Genomic DNA, 15,703 nt, shown 5'->3' on the forward strand with positions numbered 1-15,703 from the left:
CGCGCCTCGCCGGCGACGGCGAGATCGGCGACGAGCCCGTCCTCGCGCCGTCCGACCTGCCGTCCCGGATCACCCCCTCCGGCGCGGCCGGGACGGCCCCCGCCGACCCGGCCGCCGAACTCGCCTCCTGCGTCGGCATCGAGCCGGTCAAGCGCGAGGTGGAGGCGCTGGTCGCCGAGGCGCGCGCGGAGCGGCTGCGGCGCGAGGCGGGGATGCCGGTCGCGTCCCGTCCCCGGCACCTGGTGTTCACGGGCGACCCCGGCACCGGCAAGAGCCGCGTCGCGCGCGTCCTCGGCCGGATGTACGCCGACCTGGGGACGCTGTCCACGGGCGCGCTGGTCGAGACCGACCGCGCCGACCTGGTCGGGGAGTTCCCCGGCGAGACCGCCGCGAAGGTCCGCGCCGCCGTCGAGCGCGCCCTCGGCGGCGTCCTGCTGGTGCGGGACGTGCACGTGTTCGCGACCGCCGAGGGCGCGCGCGGGCGCGAGGCCGTGGACGTGCTGCTCTCCGCCGTCCAGGCCCACCCGGACGACCTGCTCGTCGTCCTCACCGGCCCCGAGGCCGAGCTGAACGGGCTGCTGCGCTCGCACTCCGAGCTCGCCGCGACGTTCCCGCGCGTCGTCCGCTTCCCCGACCTCGCCGACGACGAGCTCGTCGAGGTGTTCGCGCGGCGGGCCGCCGAGACCGGGTTCGCGCTGGCCGACGGCGTCCTCGCCAAGATCGGGCGGCTCGTCCGGGCGGCGCCGCGCGACCGCGGCTTCGGCAACGCCCGGGTCATGATCGACCTGCTCGACCGGGCGGTGGCGCTCCAGGGCCGCCGCGTCCTGGCGGACGGCGTCGTCGACGAGACCGAGTCGCTCGACGAGATCCTCCTCGCCGACGTCCCGGACGCGCTCGGCCCCGCCCGTGACGCGCGGCCCGGCGACCCGGTCGCCGCGATCGAGGCGCTGGTCGGCCTGGAGCCGGTGAAGGCCGAGGTCAGGGCCCTGGACGCGGAGGCCCGCGCCGAGCCGATGCGGCGCGACGCCGGGGTGACGCAGAACGCGCCCGCGCGCCACATGGTCTTCACCGGCAACCCCGGCACCGCGAAGACGACGGTCGCGCGCCTGATCGCGGCCGTGTACGCGCGGCTCGGGCTGCTGTCGTCCGGGCACCTGGTCGAGGTCACCCGCGCCGACCTGGTCGCCGAGTACGTGGGGCAGACCGCGCCGCGCGTGCGGGCGGCCGTCGAGCGGGCCCTCGGCGGCGTCCTGTTCGTGGACGAGGCGTACACGCTCGCCGCCGGGGGCGGGGGAGACCGGCTCGACTTCGGCCCCGAGGCGGTCGCGGAGCTGCTGCGGCTCATGGAGGAGCACCGCGCCGACCTGGTCGTGATCGTCGCCGGGTACGCCGAGCCGATGGAGCGGTTCCTGTCGTCCAACCCGGGGCTGCGCGACCGGTTCCCGCGCGTGCTGAGCTTCCCGGACTACTCCGAGGACGAGCTGGTCGCGATCTTCGAGTCGATGGCCGGGGCCGCCGGGTTCCGGCTCGCGGACGGGCTGCTCGGCGCCGTCCGGCGGCGGATCGCGGCCCAGCCCCGGGGCCCGGAGTTCGGCAACGCGAGGTTCGTCCGAAACCTGCTGGACGCCGCGATCGCCCGCCAGGCTCAGCGGATCACCGGCGACCCCTCCGGAGGGGTCGAACCGCCCGCGTCCGCCGAGGTCACGCTGCTGAGGCCGGAGGACCTGCCGTCCGTTCCGCCCGCTCGCGCGAGCGCTGAGGAACGGCACGGACACTACCTGTAGTCCCAAGAATGGGTAATGTGACTCGACCGAAAGGCCGGGAAGGCGTCCCTCCGGGGTCGTCCGACCGAACGAGTGGGGTGCGCCGGAGGTATCACCGATGCTCCGGGCATGTCACTGGTTGAGATGACCTGGCGGCCCCGGCGAATCATGCGCCAGTGGGACGCGCGTCACAGCGCGGGTTGTCTAACGTCTACACCCATGACCGAGGGACGGCCCCGCAGCGGGCCGCGAGACAGGAGGAGCGACGTGCATCAGGGAGCACCGGCCGGGGGCCACGACCCCTACGCACGGGATCCGTACGCACCCGGTCCCCCCGACGGCCACCACGACCACGCGCCCCGCCGCCGGCGGCGGCGCCGCTGGCCGAAGGTGCTGGGCGCGCTCCTCGCCGCCCTGGTGCTGCTGATCGTCGGCGGCTACTTCTACCTGGACTCGCGGCTGAAGCACGAGGACGTCCTCGCCGACTACCCCGGGCGCCCCGCCGACACCCCCGGCACCAACTGGCTGATCGTCGGCTCCGACAGCCGCGAGGGCCTGAGCCGCTCGGACGAGAAGAACCTCTCCACCGGGCACGCCGCGGGCCGCCGCACCGACTCGATGATGCTGCTGCACTACGGCTCCGGCGGGACGTCCCTGGTCAGCCTGCCGCGCGACTCGTACCTGCCGATCCCCGGGCACGGCTCGAACAAGCTGAACGCCGCGTTCGCCTTCGGCGGGCCGAAGCTGCTCGTCCAGACCGTCGAGCAGGCGACCGGCGTCCACATCGACCACTACGCCGAGATCGGCTTCGGCGGGTTCGTCGGCGTCGTGGACGCCATCGGCGGCGTGAACATCTGCGTCAAGGACGCGATCAAGGACCCCAAGGCGGGCCTCGACCTGCAGCCCGGCTGCCAGAACCTGGACGGCAAGCGCGCCCTCGGCTACGTCCGCACCCGCAAGTTCGCCCGCGCCGACCTCGAGCGCGTCGAGCACCAGCGGCAGTTCTTCGGCGCGCTGATGAAGAAGGCGACCAGCCCCGGCGTCATGCTCAACCCGTTCGCGAGCGTCCCGCTCGCGATGAACGCCACGAGCAACTTCCGCGTCGACAACGGCGACCACCTGTACGACCTCGTCCGGATGATGTGGGCCATGCGCGGCGTGACCGGCGGCAAGGGCACCACGACGACCGTCCCGATCGGCGGCACCGGCAGCAGCCCCGCCGCGGGCTCGTACATCACCTGGAACAGGACCCTCGCCGGCCAGCTGTTCGGCGCCCTCAAGCAGGACCAGCCCATCCCCGCGGGCGCCATCACCAAGTAGCCGTTCCGCGCGTCCCGTCCCGAGACCGCTCCCGGGACGGGACGCGCCGCTCTCCCCGCCCCGGGAGCGGGCGAGCGGGGTGTGCGGGAGCGGCGCGGGACGTGCGGATAGAGTCGGCGCATGTCCGATGAGAAGGCCGCCGCCGACCTGGACTCGCTCTCCACGGTCGAGCTGCACGACCGGGCCGTGAAGTACGCCCGGGACCACCACGACCTCCGTTTCCTCTGGGAGCTGCTGCGGTCGATCCCGGCCGCCGCCGCGTCCCTGGGCGACGAGGGACGCGCCGAGTACGACATGCTCCACAGCCTGTCGCTGCTCCAGGAGGCCATGCACTCCGGCGAGGGCGACCTCGGCCAGGCGCTGCGCCCGATCTACCTCGACTACTTGACGAAACACGCCGACGGCTCCTGACCTTCGGTCCTCCCTTCCCCCTGCGCGGGGCCCGTGTACGGGCGTTCCCGTCACGCGCCATACGGCCTGACGTGAGCTTTACGTTGCGTTGATCCACCCTCGTCCGGCATGGGGCATTACCCTGAGTAGTAGCGTCGTTGCAGAGGGTGGGGGCCGTGAACAAGAAGCATCTCAAGCTGGCCGCGATCGCGTTCGTGGTCTGGTACGTCGTCAGCAGGCCGGAGGGCGCGGCCAACCTGGTGAACAGTGCTCTCGGCGGTCTCGGCACCGCCGCGGAGTCGTTCTCCCAATTCGTCAGCGCCATTCCGTAATCGCCTCGTTCCGCCGTCAGTCCGGCGGCGTCCCCCGTGGGGACGGCCGCGCGGCCCCGTGCCCTTGAGGGTGCGGGGCTCTTTTCGTGCTCAGGCGGGATTCGCGTGCTTCGGAGGTGTTCTGGGGAGACCTGTGGGTTTCTTGATGGAGGTGGGGGCGGCGACACGGCCGGGACCCCGTCTCCTCCCGCCCCGTTCCACATCCGGTTTCGTCGCCGAGCCGCAGGTGAGACGCTGTTTCGCCGGTGGGGTAAGGGATCTCGCGCACCTGTGGGCAGGCGCGGACGGCCTCGTCACAGTAAAATCCCGCTAAGCGGCCAGCCGCAGACGGACACAATGGGATCGGGTCAGTGTGTCGCTGCGCTACTCCAGGGACGGCGTAAGTGTTGAAGAAGAACTTCCGCTACGTGGCCATCGCGTTTGTCATCTTCTACCTCCTCAGCTCACCGACCGCTGCTGCTCATGTGGTCAACAACGCGTTCACCGAGCTCGGACGGGCCGGCAGCCAACTGTCCTCGTTCGTGAACGCGCTCGGGACCTGACGCCGGGCCCGTCCCGTCGTGGCGCGCGGCCGGGACGGGCACGACGTTCGCCCACGCCGAGTCCATCCACGTTGGGTTCCCCTCGTGGATGCTTTCCCGCGTGTGGGTGGTCTCCCCTCCGCGGACGCCCGGCGCGCACCGGTGCGGACGTGCGGCGGGAGTCCGTCCTAGGATCACCTCATGACTGTCTTCGACGTGGAAATCGATGGTCTGCGGGGCGGATCCGCGGACCTCGGGCAGTATCGGGGCAAGGCCGTCCTTGTCGTCAACGTCGCCTCCAAGTGCGGCCTCACCCCTCAGTACTCGGGCCTGGAACGGCTCCAGGAGCGGTACGCCGAGCGTGGTTTCACCGTTCTCGGCGTCCCGTGCAACCAGTTCATGGGGCAGGAGCCGGGCACCGCGGAGGAGATCGAGCAGTTCTGCTCCACCACCTACGGGGTCACCTTCCCGATGACCGAGAAGATCGAGGTCAACGGTGAGAACCGGCACCCCCTCTACGGGCGGCTGGTCGACACCCCCGACGCCGAGGGCCACACCGGCGACATCCGCTGGAACTTCGAGAAGTTCCTGATCGGACCGGACGGCGCGGTCGCCGCCCGCTTCTCCCCGCAGACCGAGCCCGAGGCCGGCGAGGTCGTCTCCGCCATCGAGAAGGCCCTTCCCGGCGCCTGACCCGTTCCGTTCCGCGACCGATCCCATGTTCGGTTCAACGTCCGTCGCCCGTGGTGCGTGTCACCTTGCCGGTATTCGACGCCACGTCTAGCTTGAGGTGTCGTCGGGGACACGGCGTGGAGGTGCACCATGGGCGGCTGGACCGCGGCGGACATCCCGGGCCTGCGCGGCCGGCGCGCGATCGTGACCGGCGCCAACAGCGGGCTCGGCTACCACACGGCGCTGCAGCTCGCGCGGCACGGCGCGGCCGTCACGCTCGCCTGCCGCAGCGCCGAGCGCGGCCAGGCGGCCTTCGACCTGATCCGCGCGGTCGTCCCGGACGCCGAGCTCGCCCTCGTCCCGCTCGACCTGGCCGACCTCGCCTCGGTGCGCGCGTTCGCCCGGCGTCAGGCGGACGAGCCGCTCGACGTCCTCGTCAACAACGCGGGTGTCATGGCGCTGCCGAAGCGCGCCACGGCCGACGGCTTCGAGATGCAGTTCGGCACCAACCACCTCGGCCACTTCGCGCTCACCGGGCTCATGCTGCCCGCCCTGCGCGCCGCCGCCGCGCCCCGCGTCGTCACGGTGACCAGTGGCGCCGCCTGGATGGGCCGGATCCGCTTCGACGACCTCCAGGGCGAACGCTCCTACCATCCGTGGGTCGCGTACGGGCAGTCCAAGCTCGCGAACCTGCTGTTCACCCGGGAGCTCGCGCGGCGCGTCCCGGACGTCACGAGCGTCGCCGCGCACCCGGGCTACGCGTCCACCAACCTCCAGGCCGAGGGGCCGCGCATGGCGGGCCGTCCGCTGATGGAACGCCTCATGGGGGTGGGGAACGCCGTTCTCGCCCAGTCCGCGTCGATGGGCGCGCTGCCGTCGCTGTACGCGGCCGTCATGCCGGACGTGACGCCCGGCGCCTGCTACGGCCCGCGCCTTCTGCAGTACCGGGGCACGCCGACGAAGGTCGTCACGCCGCCGCAGGCCAACAGCATCGACGCCGCGCGGCGCCTCTGGGAGATCTCGGAGAAGCTCACCGGCGTCGCCTACTGAGCCGACCGCCCGGACGGGACGCCCGGACGGGACGGTCAGACGGGGGCGGGGCCCTCGTCGAGGGACCAGTCGAGGGTCGCGGGGAGCGCGCCCTCCATCGTGAGCAGCCAGCGCTTGACCTCGATGCCGCTGCCGCCGCTGTACCCGCCGATCCCGGTGGACGCCACGACGCGGTGGCAGGGCACGATGATCGGGATCGGGTTGGAGCCCATCACCTGACCGATGGCCTGCGCGTTCACACCCGCCTCGGACCGGTCGCCGAGGCCGCCGTAGGTGATCGTCCGGCCCCAGGGGACGCGGTCGAACAGCGTTCCGAGCACCTGCCGCTGGAGCGGGTTGGTGAGCCGCCAGTCGAGGGGGACGGTGAACGCGTGCGGGTCGCCGCCGAAGAACGCCTGGAGCTGGAGCAGCGGCTCGGCCAGCCGCGCCGGGTCGTCCACCACCGGAAGGCCGAGGCGGCCCTGTGCGCGGGCGCGGGTGCCGGGCGCGTCCCGCCAGGTCACCAGGGCGACGCCGGTCTCGGTCGCGGCGACCAGCAACCGGCCGAGGGCCGTCTCGGCCGCACCGAACGCCAGGGTCTCGGACATGCTCTTCCACGCTCCGCGGGGGTCAGGGGGATCCGCCTCGACCACGGTACGCGGATCCCCCGACATTTCACCGCTCCGCGGACAGGGTCCGCTCCAGGCGGACGGCCTCCCGGACGAGGCGGCTCGACCCGCCGCGCGCCGCGAGCTCCGCGAGACCGGGGAGGTCGGCGCGGGCGCCCACGCGCTCGGCGCAGCGGGCGGCGAGTTGCAGCAGATCGGTGAGGCCCCTCGGCGCGTTCGCCGTCGTCCTCGCCGTGTTCGCGGTCAGCAGCGGCGGCAGCGCCGCCCTCGCGATCTCCCAGACCTCGGCGTGCGCGCCCGCGTGGACGGCCTCGCCGAGGACACCGGTGATCCGGTTGAGCTTCACGACGTCCATCTCGACGAGCGTCGCGACGGCCCGTCCCAGGTCGGCGGCCGGGAGCAGGCCGCGTGACGCGAGGACGAGCAGCGCCTCCACCGCGATGGCGCGCCCCGCCGCCTCCTTGTCGGACGCCGCGTACGCCAGGACGGCGCCGGTCGCCGGCCCGGCGGGCCCGTCCGCCTCGGCGAGGGCGAGGACGGCGTCCCCGACGTCCCCGCGGGCCGCGGCGGCACCGTCGACCTGGGGCAGACCGGACACGACGGGCAGCAGGTGCGCCGCGGCGAGTTCGCGGTGCGCGGGCAGCAGGCGCGGCACCACCTCGTAGCCGGACCAGAAGTCGTGCGTGGGGAGACCGTCCGGGAGTTCGCTCTGCGGGAGGGCGAACAGGGAACGCGCGTCCTCCAGGGCCGGGCTCAGCGCCGCGGGCCTGGACACGGCCAGGAGACGGACGCTCTCCCGGTTCCAGCGGTGCCAGGGGTCGCGACCGTGCCGGAGGGTGACCTGGGCGAGGGTGATCTCGGGGTCCGGCGGGCCGTCCGCGCCGAGGTGCCCGGCCAGCGCCCCGCCCTCCGCGGACGTGAGACCGGCGGCGCGCTTCAGGGTGTCGGAGTCGACCGCGCGCGGCGTGCGGAGCAGCGCCTGGACGAGGTCGGCGCGGCCGATCTCCCGTCCCTCCGCCTCGTAGCGCAGGGCGCGGTCGACGAGCACGGCCGGGTCGATGAGGCCGTTCGCCTCGGTCGGGGTGGCCAGCAGGAACGGGATCCGGCCCAGGCCGTCGACCGCCTCCCGCATGCGCCAGGCCAGGAACCGGATCGGCAGCGGCACGGTGCCGGGCCGCTCCTCCCAGAACCCCGGCGACGGTCTCGTCAACTGCTTGAACCGGACGCGCATCGCCGCGGCGAGGGCCCGCACGCCGGTGGTCTCGGGACCGGGGGCGAGTTTCTGGACGGCGAGGTCGAGGAGCCCACGTGGGGTGACGCTGAGCTCCGCGTAGGTCTCGCCGTAGGCGCGGTAGAAGTTCCACGGCTGGGCCTTCGCCAGGTCGGCGAGGGCCTTGTGCGTGCCTTCCGGATCACGGTGCGCCTGCTCGACGATCCCCGTCATGACGCGTTCGAACCCGGACCAGCCGCCTCCATGCCAGAGCATCACCTCCTCGGCCAGCTCGGCGACCGAGCCGATCGGCGGTGCCGGGGCGGGCGGAGAGTAGGGAGGAAGCGAGTCGGCCGGAAGGCCCGGTTCCTCGTCCTCGCCGGGCCCGCCGGCGCCGGGGATCAGGGCGCGGAGGTCGGCGGGGAGGTCGGCGCTCGCGGCGAGGACGGCCTCACGCGTCTCCGCGGACGTCTCGGCCGCGTGCTTCGCGACGAGCTTCACCGCGCGTTCGCGCAGGTCGAGAGCCTCCGAAGTGAACAGGGGCAGGACGGCCAGGGTGGCGGCGTCCTGCCGCCCGTGCTGCCGCGCCGTCTTGCCCGTCCACACCAGGGCGGACTTGACCAGGCGCTTCTCGGGACGGAACACGGCGGCGTCCACGGCCTCCGCGAACGTGGCGAGCGGGATCGGGGACGCCTCGTCCACGCGCCGGATCTCGCGCAGCGCCAGGTCGGCGACCGTGCCCGGCGCGGCGGGCAGCATCCGGACGAGGTCGCGGAGCCGGGCCGCCGACTCCTCGGGCGTCGGGGCCAGCTCGTCGTGCAGCAGGCAGAACCAGCGCAGGTCCTGGACGCGTCCGCCGCGCAGCAGCCGCCGGACGCACCAGTTGAGGACGTCCGACCGCTCCACCCGCCCGGACGCCGTGAGCTCGGCGACACCCTTCGCCCAGCCCTCGTGGCCCGCGCCGTCCACCTCGAACACCCGGGGGAGCAGCGTGTCGGTGAACGGGTCGTCCGCCAGCCTGTCCGGGTGGGCGGCCCACTCCGTCCAGCCGAGCACGAACGTGTCGCCGGTCGGAGGCGTCCCACCCGCGCGCGGCACGAGCGCGGCGATGGCGAACCACAGCGCCTGGTGCTGCCAGCGGTTGCGCAGCCGCCCGGCGGCCCGGGCCACGACGTCGGCGACCCACTCGTCCGGACGGTCCGCGACCGCGTCCAACGGCGTCGGCCCTTGATGCGCGGCCGCGTCGGGGTGCCGGACGTCCCAGCGGCGCGTCCACCAGAGCAGCTCCGTCCGTGCCAGCCAGCTTGCCGCGGCCGCCGCGCCGCCTATCGTGGCGAGCCCGGCCAGCAAGAACGTGTCGCGCATCGGCCCGGCGGACGGTCCGTGCCACGACTGGTCGGGCAGCGCGCGCATCAGCCCCGGAAGTTCCTTGCCGACGGCCCTGCGCTCGGCCGCGCCGAGCTTGCCGATGAGGTCCAGGGCCTCACGGGAGCGCCCCGCCGAGAGCGCCTCTCGCAGATCCGCGTTCACACCTGCTCCCCGAGCGCTTCGGAGGCCGCGTCCACGTCGGAAGCAGTGTCCACGTCGGGAGCGGTGTCCACGTCGGAGGCGATGGCCGCTTCGGCGGGGTCGCGGGCGATGCGGACGGCGAGGACGTGCTTGCAGGGGCCGCGTCCGCCGCGGTTGTCCAGCCACCAGGGACAGGTGCAGGTGGCCCGGTCGCCGTCCAGGCGGACGAGTCGGGTCTCGTCGGTCATGACCCGCGCCAGGTCGGGCGACTCGAAGCGGACCGCGCCCGCGTCCACCAGCGCGCGGGCGGCGCGCAGGCGCGGGTTCATCGCGGCGACCCGCTTCGGGTCGTACGGCAGCTCGCGGTGGAAGTGCGCCGCCTCGGCCAGGTCGTAGCCGACGCGGCCGGACGTCCCGAGCTGGGTGAGCGCCGCGTGCGTGCGCGCGGGCGTCAGGCCCGCCCCGGACGCGAGGAGGTCGGCGTCCAGGCGCGGCTCGAACGCCAGCAGCGCGCCGACCAGGTCGGCGTCGGCCGCGGTCTCGTCGGCGGCCAGGTCGCCCAGGACGGCGCCCTCACCGGAGAACCCGCGGGACGTCTCGGGCGACAGCGTCAGCACGTACCGCATGCCGGGCAGTTCCAGCTCCCACGCGGACGCCGTGGGCGGCGCCCCGGCGGCGACCGGCGGGCCGTACACGCGCAGCGCGCGGGCGAAGCGCAGCAGGGGCAGCAGCGTCGCGAGGCGGTGCGTCCCGGCCAGGCACACCGCGCCCGGCCCCGGACGCGGGGTCAGCCGAAGCGTCCGTCCCGCCGGGGCCGCCCACAGCATGCCGGGACCGCTCCGGCGGTTGCCGCTGTCACTCGGCAGCCCGCGGAGGAACCGGACGGCCTCGGCGGCCGTCAGCTCGGCCCGCGGGTCGAACCCGGACGCGATGACCTGGACCTCGGCGAACCCGCGCAGCCAGCGGTCCGGGAGCGGCACCTTCTTCTCGACGGTCGCGCCGTCCAGCGTGGTGACGACCAGCTCGCCCGTCCCGACCGCCAGGTGCAGCGGCTCGTCGCCGCCGACCCGGGCCAGCGCCTCGCGCAGCGGGCCGTTGACGTCCACGTTGGTGGTGCCGAGGTCGACGACCTCGCCGTCCAGCGCGTCCTGGAGGACGTCGAGCCGCGCGTAGACGCCGCCGCACGCCGAGAACGACTCCATCCGGAGCCGGTCGCCGTTGCAGGTGACGACCGGGTCGCGCAGGCCGGTCGGCTGCGGGCGGTGGTACCGGGTGCGGGCCACGTCGGCGAGCCCGAGCAGCCCGGCCGCGGCCGGCGCCGCCCGGGTGAGGAGCCCGCTGAAGAAGTGCGGGTGGTCCGTCCGCCCGCCGGAAGCGGTGGTCCCGCCGGACGTCGACAACCCGAGTCCCGCGCCCGTGAGCGCGGACGGCTGGACGTACTGGAACGCCTGTGCGCTGGTCATGCCCGGAATATAGGAGCGGGCACGGACATTCCCGCCGCCCCGGCCCGGCGCGAGGCGGGGGTGGGGGCGGCGGCCGGACGGATCAGAGGTGGCCGGGGAAGAGAAGCGCCAGCTCGGCCGGGTGGCCGGCGATGAGGCGCAGCTCGTCGTCGGTGAGCGGGCGCCCCGTCATCGCGTTGCACAGCTGGACGAGCTGGAACGCCAGTTCCGGGTCGGACGGCTCGACGCCCAGCTCGTCCATCACGTGGCGGAACCCGGCGCGTCCGCCGTACTCGCCCGTGAGGACGACGCGGCCGCTGCGCGCGTGCAGGTCGTCCGGGAACGGGCCGAGGCCGCTCTCGTCGAACAGCTCGTAGTTGCCGTGGTCCTTGAGCGCGCCGTCCGCGTGGATGCCGGACTCGTGCGCGAACGCGTTGATGCCCACGCCGACCTGGTTGTAGGGGAGCGGCTGGCCGAACGCGTAGCTCGCCCAGAGCGAGAAGCGGCGCGCCCAGGACAGGTCGAGGGCGTCGCCGATCTCGGCGTCCACGCCGAAGGCGTGCTCGAAGGCCAGGATCGTGGACAGCAGGTCGGCGTTCCCGGCGCGTTCGCCGATGCCGTTCACGCAGGTGTTGACCCACGCGTCCTGCCCGGCCTCCAGGTCGCCGAGGGCGCCGGACACCGAGTTCGCGACGGCCATGCCGAGGTCGTTGTGGCAGTGCGTCTCGACGGGCATCTCGATGACGGCGGCGAGCTTGGCGAACCGCTCGCGGATCCGTCCCGGGCTGTCGCCGCCGATCGTGTCGCAGTAGCGGACCCGGTCGGCGCCCGCCTCCTTGGCGGCGAGGGCGAACTCGTGCAGGAAGCCGTCGTCGGTGCGCGAGCCGTCCTCGGCGTTGACGCCGACGGTCTCGACGCCGCCCGCCTTGGCGGCCCGCACCGCCGCCTGCGCCTCCCGGATGATGGACGCCCGGTCGAGCTTCCCGCGGAACTTGTTCGCGATCATGTAGTCGGACGTCGAGATCGACAGGTTCATGTGCCGCAGGCCCCGGCCGGACGGCGACCGGACCTCCAGGGCCTTCTCGACGTCCGCCGCGACGCCCCGGCACCAGCCGGACAGGCGCAGGTCGCCGAACGCCCCCGCCTCCGCGAGCGCCAGCTGCGCCCGGACGTAGGGGACCTCGTGGAACAGGAACGGGAACCCGATCTCCGACTGCGCCACGCCGAGCCGGCCCAGGTACATGTTGACCATCGTCTTGCCGAACTTCGAGAGCCCGGTGCGCGCGGTCTGGACGCCGTCCCGGTTGGTGACGTCCAGGAAGTGAATCTGAGGCATGCGTTCAGATTGACAGTCGAATCCACATGTATCAATATTGACCATAATCAACATTGACGGAGGGTGATCCCAGGTGGGGGAGTGGATCGACGCGGCGGCGGCCGCCGAACGCCTCGGTGTGAAACCCGCCACGTTGTACGCCTACGTGAGCCGGGGCGTCCTGCGCCGACGCCGTGACGAGGCGGGCCGGCGCTCGCTGTTCGACGCCGGCCAGGTCGAGGAGCTCGCCCGCAAGGGCAGGCCGCGCCGCGAGCCCGGCCCGAACGAGCTGGCCATCGAGTCGTCCGTCACCGCCCTCGGCCCTGACCGCCCCTACTATCGGGGCCGCGACGCGCTCGCCCTCGCCACCGACCGGCATTTCGAGGCCGTCGCCGAGTGGCTCTGGACGGGCGACGAGGCCGCCCTGGCCACCGGCGCGGGGGACGGGACGGCCGCTCGCGAGGGCTGGCACGCCTCGGAGGAGGGGCTCCGCGCGGCCCGCGCCGCCCAGTCCGGCCTGCCGTCCGGGATCCTCCCGCTCGACCGCCTCCAGGTGATCACCACGGCCCTCGCCGTGACCGACCCCGCGCGCGTCCACATCGACCCGGAGGGCGTGCTCGTCACGGCCCGCGCCCTGATCGCGGGCATGGTCGACGCCCTCCCGCCCGCCACCCGCCTGACCGGCACCACCCGCGCCGCGCCCCCGGCCGCCCCGCCGATCGCCACCGGCGTCCTGGGCGCCACCGACGACCGCCCGCCCTCGCCCGAGAGCGCAGGCGGGACTCCGGACGAGGCGCCCGAGGCGATCGCCGCGCGGCTGTGGCGCGCGCTGTGCCCGGACGCGGCGGCGCCCGGGACGCTGCGGGCGCTCGAGGCGGCCATGGTGCTCCTCGCCGATCACGAACTGGCGGCGTCGACGCTGGCCGCGCGCGTCGCGGCGTCCGTGCGGGCGGACCCGTACGCCGTGGCCACGGCGGGGCTCGGCGTGCTGGGCGGCCCGCTGCACGGCGGCGCGTCCTACGCGGCGGAACGGCTGTTCACCGAGGTCGGGGAGCCGGGGCGGGCCGCGCGGGTGATCGGCGACCGGCTGCGCGCGGGGGAGCGGATCCCCGGGTTCGGGCACGCGGTCTACAAGGCCGGCGACGGGCGCGCGACCGTCCTGCTCGGCCTCGTCCGGGACGCCGCGCCGGACCATCCGCGCGTCGCCGTCGCGGACGCCGTCCTCGCCGAGGCCGGGCGGAGGCGGCTTCCCGCGCCCAACGTCGACTTCGCGCTGGCCCTGCTGGGCGGCGTCGCCGGGCTCGTCCCCGGCGCGGGCGAGGCCGTGTTCGCCGTCGCCCGGACGGCGGGCTGGCTCGCCCACGCCCTGGAGGAGTACCGGGGCCGCTCCCCCCTCCGCCCCCGCGCCGTCTACGTCGGCCCGCCCGTCCCCGGCTGACCCGGCGCCTGTCCGGAGTCGGACGCCAGAGGGCCCGCCGAGGCCGCCCGGTGTCCGGTGGCGGGCTGCCCACCAGGGGGTTCTTGGGAGGGGCGCGTGGGCGGCGCGCTTCGGCGGGGGTCTGCACGGATCGGCGGGAGGCGGGGGTACGCTCGTGACGTGCGCAGGTTCTTCACACCCGCCTGGATCGGGTTGCATACGACGGCGATCGTGCTGTTCGGGGCGTTCATGGCCTTCGGCTGGTGGCAGTTCGACCGCGCGCAGGGGGGCAACGACCGGAGCTGGGGCTACACCTTCGAGTGGCCGATCTTCGCGATCTTCGTCGTGGTGATGTGGGTCAAGATGATGCGCGACGAGGTGACCGGCGAGGAGTCCATCCCCCGCGGCCCCAAGGTGATCGAGGAGCCCGCCGAGAAGGCGGTCACCCAGCGGATCATCGAGCGGCAGGAGAGCGAGGACCCCGAGCTCGCCGCCTACAACCGCTACCTGAGCCGGCTCAACACGCAGTCCGGACGGCGCGACTAGCCGTCCCCGGACAGCACGGGCGGACGCGTTCCGGCCCGTCGTGAACGTCAGTGGAGAACGCGCCGCCCCGGCGCGCTGAGAGAGGTGTGACTCGTGGAAGCCGCCATCAAGCGGTACCGGATCATGGCGCTGCTCGTCGGCGTGATGCTGCTGATCCTGGTCTTCGTCGCCATGCCGCTGCGCTACATCGGGGACCAGCCCGGCGCGTCGGCGGTCGTCTCGCCGATCCACGGCCTGCTGTACATGGTGTACCTGGTCACGGCCTTCGACCTCTACCGCCGGGCCGGCTGGCCGCTGCAGAAGATGGTCCTCATGGTCGCCGCGGGACTCGTGCCGTTCCTCGCCTTCTACATCGAGCGCCGGGTCGTCCGCGACGCGCGCGCCGAGCTCGAGGGGACCGCCGTCGCCGCCGAGGCGTAGCCGCGGATCGTCCGACGCCGAAGGCCGCTCCGACCGGAGCGGCCTTTCGCCGTTCTCACCCCGGGACGTGCCGCCCGGCCCCTGGACGCGGGGTCCCTCCCAGCCTATTGTTTGACCGAGTCAAGTAATAAGGCGAGAGGGTCCGTCATGCCGTCATCCGCCCACGACGTCGCGGCCGTCCGGGACTTCAACCGCTTCTACACCCGCGTCCTCGGCCTGCTGGGGGACGGCCACGTCCGCACGCCGTACTCGCTCACCGAGGCGCGCGTGGTCTTCGAGCTGGCGCAGCGTCCCGAGACCGAGGTGCTCGCGCTGCGCCGCGCCCTCGACCTGGACGCCGGGTACCTCAGCCGGATGCTCGCCCGGTTCGAGGCCGACGGCCTGGTCGAGCGCGAGCGGTCCACCGGCGACGCGCGCTGCCAGGTCGCCCGCCTGACCGCCCGCGGCCGCGAGGTGTTCGCCCTGCTGGACGAGCGGTCCGCCGCGCAGATCCGGACCCTCCTCGACCACCTGCCCGGTGAGGACCGCGACCGCCTGCTCGACTCGATGCGCACCGTCCGCGACCTGCTGGACGCCCCCGCCCCCGCCCCCGCCCCGGGTTCCGGCGCCGCGCCTCGGCCCGGATCCGGCGGCGGGGTGACGCTGCGGTCGCTTCGGCCGGGTGATCTCGGGTGGGTCGTCCAGCGCAACGGGGAGCTGTACGCCGCCGAGTGCGGCTGGGACAGCGGCTACGAGGCGCTCGTCGCCCGCGTCGTCGCCGAGTACGTCGAGGGGCACGACCCCGAGTGCGAGGACGCCTGGATCGCCGAACTCGGCGGCCGCCGCGTCGGGAGCGTCTTCTGCGTCCGGCGCGACGCGACGACCGCGCAGCTCAGGCTGCTGATCGTCGAACCGGACACGCGCGGCGCGGGCGTCGGCGGAAGGCTCGTGGACGAGTGCGTCCGCTTCGCAGCCGCGTGCGGCTACCAGCGCCTGACCCTGTGGACGACCGCCCTCCAGGAGCCCGCCCGCCGCATCTACGCCCGCGCGGGCTTCGAGCTCGTCGACAAGGAGGACCCGTCCGAACGCTTCGGCGACACCGTCCACGGCGAGACCTGGGAACTCGCCCTCACGTGACCCGCGCCCGCGCCGGTGTTCGGGGGTGGGCCGGGCCGGCGGCGGTGCTCAAGGTCGCCGCCGGCCCGGCGG

General features: G+C 74.0%; 15 protein-coding genes. 11 read left to right on the forward strand and 4 right to left on the reverse strand.

What is annotated here, in order from left to right:
• From EBO15_RS39420 to EBO15_RS39440, 7 genes are all read left to right on the forward strand, one after another.
• Positions 1-1,784 (forward strand): AAA family ATPase (locus EBO15_RS39420; protein WP_122199575.1); only part of this gene is annotated, 1,784 nt, incomplete at its 5' end.
• Between the two features lie 246 nt (positions 1,785-2,030).
• Positions 2,031-3,083: an LCP family protein gene (locus EBO15_RS39425; RefSeq protein ID WP_233616778.1), complete on the forward strand. Its 1,053-nt coding sequence runs from the start codon at positions 2,031-2,033 to the stop codon at positions 3,081-3,083.
• Positions 3,084-3,203: 120 nt separating this feature from the next.
• A complete protein-coding gene (locus EBO15_RS39430; RefSeq protein WP_122199577.1) occupies positions 3,204-3,494 on the forward strand; it encodes a hypothetical protein in 291 nt (96 codons plus the stop codon).
• 155 nt (positions 3,495-3,649) lie between these two features.
• Positions 3,650-3,805, forward strand: a complete 156-nt coding sequence (locus EBO15_RS44730) for a hypothetical protein (RefSeq protein ID WP_199745113.1) — start codon at positions 3,650-3,652, stop codon at positions 3,803-3,805.
• Between the two features lie 383 nt (positions 3,806-4,188).
• Positions 4,189-4,347, forward strand: coding sequence for a hypothetical protein (locus tag EBO15_RS44735; RefSeq protein ID WP_158628484.1), 159 nt, complete (start codon positions 4,189-4,191; stop codon positions 4,345-4,347).
• 180 nt (positions 4,348-4,527) lie between these two features.
• A complete protein-coding gene (locus tag EBO15_RS39435) occupies positions 4,528-5,019 on the forward strand; it encodes a glutathione peroxidase (RefSeq protein WP_122199578.1) in 492 nt (163 codons plus the stop codon).
• Between the two features lie 129 nt (positions 5,020-5,148).
• A complete protein-coding gene (locus EBO15_RS39440) occupies positions 5,149-6,048 on the forward strand; it encodes an oxidoreductase (protein WP_122199579.1) in 900 nt (299 codons plus the stop codon).
• 35 nt (positions 6,049-6,083) lie between these two features.
• Here EBO15_RS39440 and EBO15_RS39445 read toward each other — a convergent pair whose 3' ends face one another.
• The 4 genes from EBO15_RS39445 to EBO15_RS39460 all read right to left on the reverse strand — a co-directional run bounded on the left by EBO15_RS39445 (position 6,084) and on the right by EBO15_RS39460 (position 12,153).
• Positions 6,084-6,635, reverse strand: coding sequence for a methylated-DNA--[protein]-cysteine S-methyltransferase (locus EBO15_RS39445; RefSeq protein WP_122199580.1), 552 nt, complete (start codon positions 6,633-6,635; stop codon positions 6,084-6,086).
• A 67-nt stretch (positions 6,636-6,702) separates the two neighbouring features.
• Complete coding sequence (locus tag EBO15_RS44740; protein ID WP_158628485.1) at positions 6,703-9,396, reverse strand: DUF7824 domain-containing protein; 2,694 nt, start codon at positions 9,394-9,396, stop codon at positions 6,703-6,705.
• Positions 9,393-10,838, reverse strand: a complete 1,446-nt coding sequence (locus tag EBO15_RS39455; RefSeq protein WP_122199581.1) for an SWIM zinc finger family protein — start codon at positions 10,836-10,838, stop codon at positions 9,393-9,395. Before EBO15_RS39455 ends, EBO15_RS44740 begins: the two co-directional genes overlap by 4 nt.
• A gap of 82 nt (positions 10,839-10,920) precedes the next feature.
• Complete coding sequence (locus EBO15_RS39460) at positions 10,921-12,153, reverse strand: LeuA family protein (protein WP_122199582.1); 1,233 nt, start codon at positions 12,151-12,153, stop codon at positions 10,921-10,923.
• Between the two features lie 73 nt (positions 12,154-12,226).
• Here EBO15_RS39460 and EBO15_RS39465 point away from each other — a divergent pair, with 73 nt between their 5' ends.
• The 4 genes from EBO15_RS39465 to EBO15_RS39480 all read left to right on the forward strand — a co-directional run bounded on the left by EBO15_RS39465 (position 12,227) and on the right by EBO15_RS39480 (position 15,631).
• Positions 12,227-13,570, forward strand: a complete 1,344-nt coding sequence (locus EBO15_RS39465) for a citrate/2-methylcitrate synthase (RefSeq protein WP_122199583.1) — start codon at positions 12,227-12,229, stop codon at positions 13,568-13,570.
• Positions 13,571-13,729: 159 nt separating this feature from the next.
• Positions 13,730-14,095 (forward strand): hypothetical protein, encoded by a 366-nt coding sequence (locus EBO15_RS44745; protein ID WP_122199584.1) that lies wholly within the window; start codon positions 13,730-13,732, stop codon positions 14,093-14,095.
• 93 nt (positions 14,096-14,188) lie between these two features.
• The gene (locus EBO15_RS39475; RefSeq protein ID WP_122199585.1) at positions 14,189-14,515 is read left to right on the forward strand and encodes a DUF3817 domain-containing protein; all 327 of its coding nucleotides are present in this window, start codon (positions 14,189-14,191) and stop codon (positions 14,513-14,515) included.
• A gap of 147 nt (positions 14,516-14,662) precedes the next feature.
• Positions 14,663-15,631: a bifunctional helix-turn-helix transcriptional regulator/GNAT family N-acetyltransferase gene (locus EBO15_RS39480; RefSeq protein WP_122199586.1), complete on the forward strand. Its 969-nt coding sequence runs from the start codon at positions 14,663-14,665 to the stop codon at positions 15,629-15,631.
• Positions 15,632-15,703: the final 72 nt, after the last annotated feature.

It is taken from the genome of Actinomadura harenae, assembly GCF_003696215.1.
GTDB lineage: Bacteria > Actinomycetota > Actinomycetes > Streptosporangiales > Streptosporangiaceae > Spirillospora > Spirillospora harenae.

Excerpts from the sequence above, each read along its gene's own strand:
- EBO15_RS39445 (WP_122199580.1), bottom strand. The coding sequence starts at position 6,635 with ATGTCCGAGACCCTGGCGTTCGGTGCGGCCGAGACGGCCCTCGGCCGG.
- EBO15_RS39430 (WP_122199577.1), top strand. The coding sequence starts at position 3,204 with ATGTCCGATGAGAAGGCCGCCGCCGACCTGGACTCGCTCTCCACGGTC.
- EBO15_RS39440 (WP_122199579.1), top strand. The coding sequence starts at position 5,149 with ATGGGCGGCTGGACCGCGGCGGACATCCCGGGCCTGCGCGGCCGGCGC.
- EBO15_RS39480 (WP_122199586.1), top strand. The coding sequence starts at position 14,663 with ATGCCGTCATCCGCCCACGACGTCGCGGCCGTCCGGGACTTCAACCGC.
- EBO15_RS39455 (WP_122199581.1), bottom strand. The coding sequence starts at position 10,838 with ATGACCAGCGCACAGGCGTTCCAGTACGTCCAGCCGTCCGCGCTCACG.
- EBO15_RS39435 (WP_122199578.1), top strand. The coding sequence starts at position 4,528 with ATGACTGTCTTCGACGTGGAAATCGATGGTCTGCGGGGCGGATCCGCG.
- EBO15_RS39460 (WP_122199582.1), bottom strand. The coding sequence starts at position 12,153 with ATGCCTCAGATTCACTTCCTGGACGTCACCAACCGGGACGGCGTCCAG.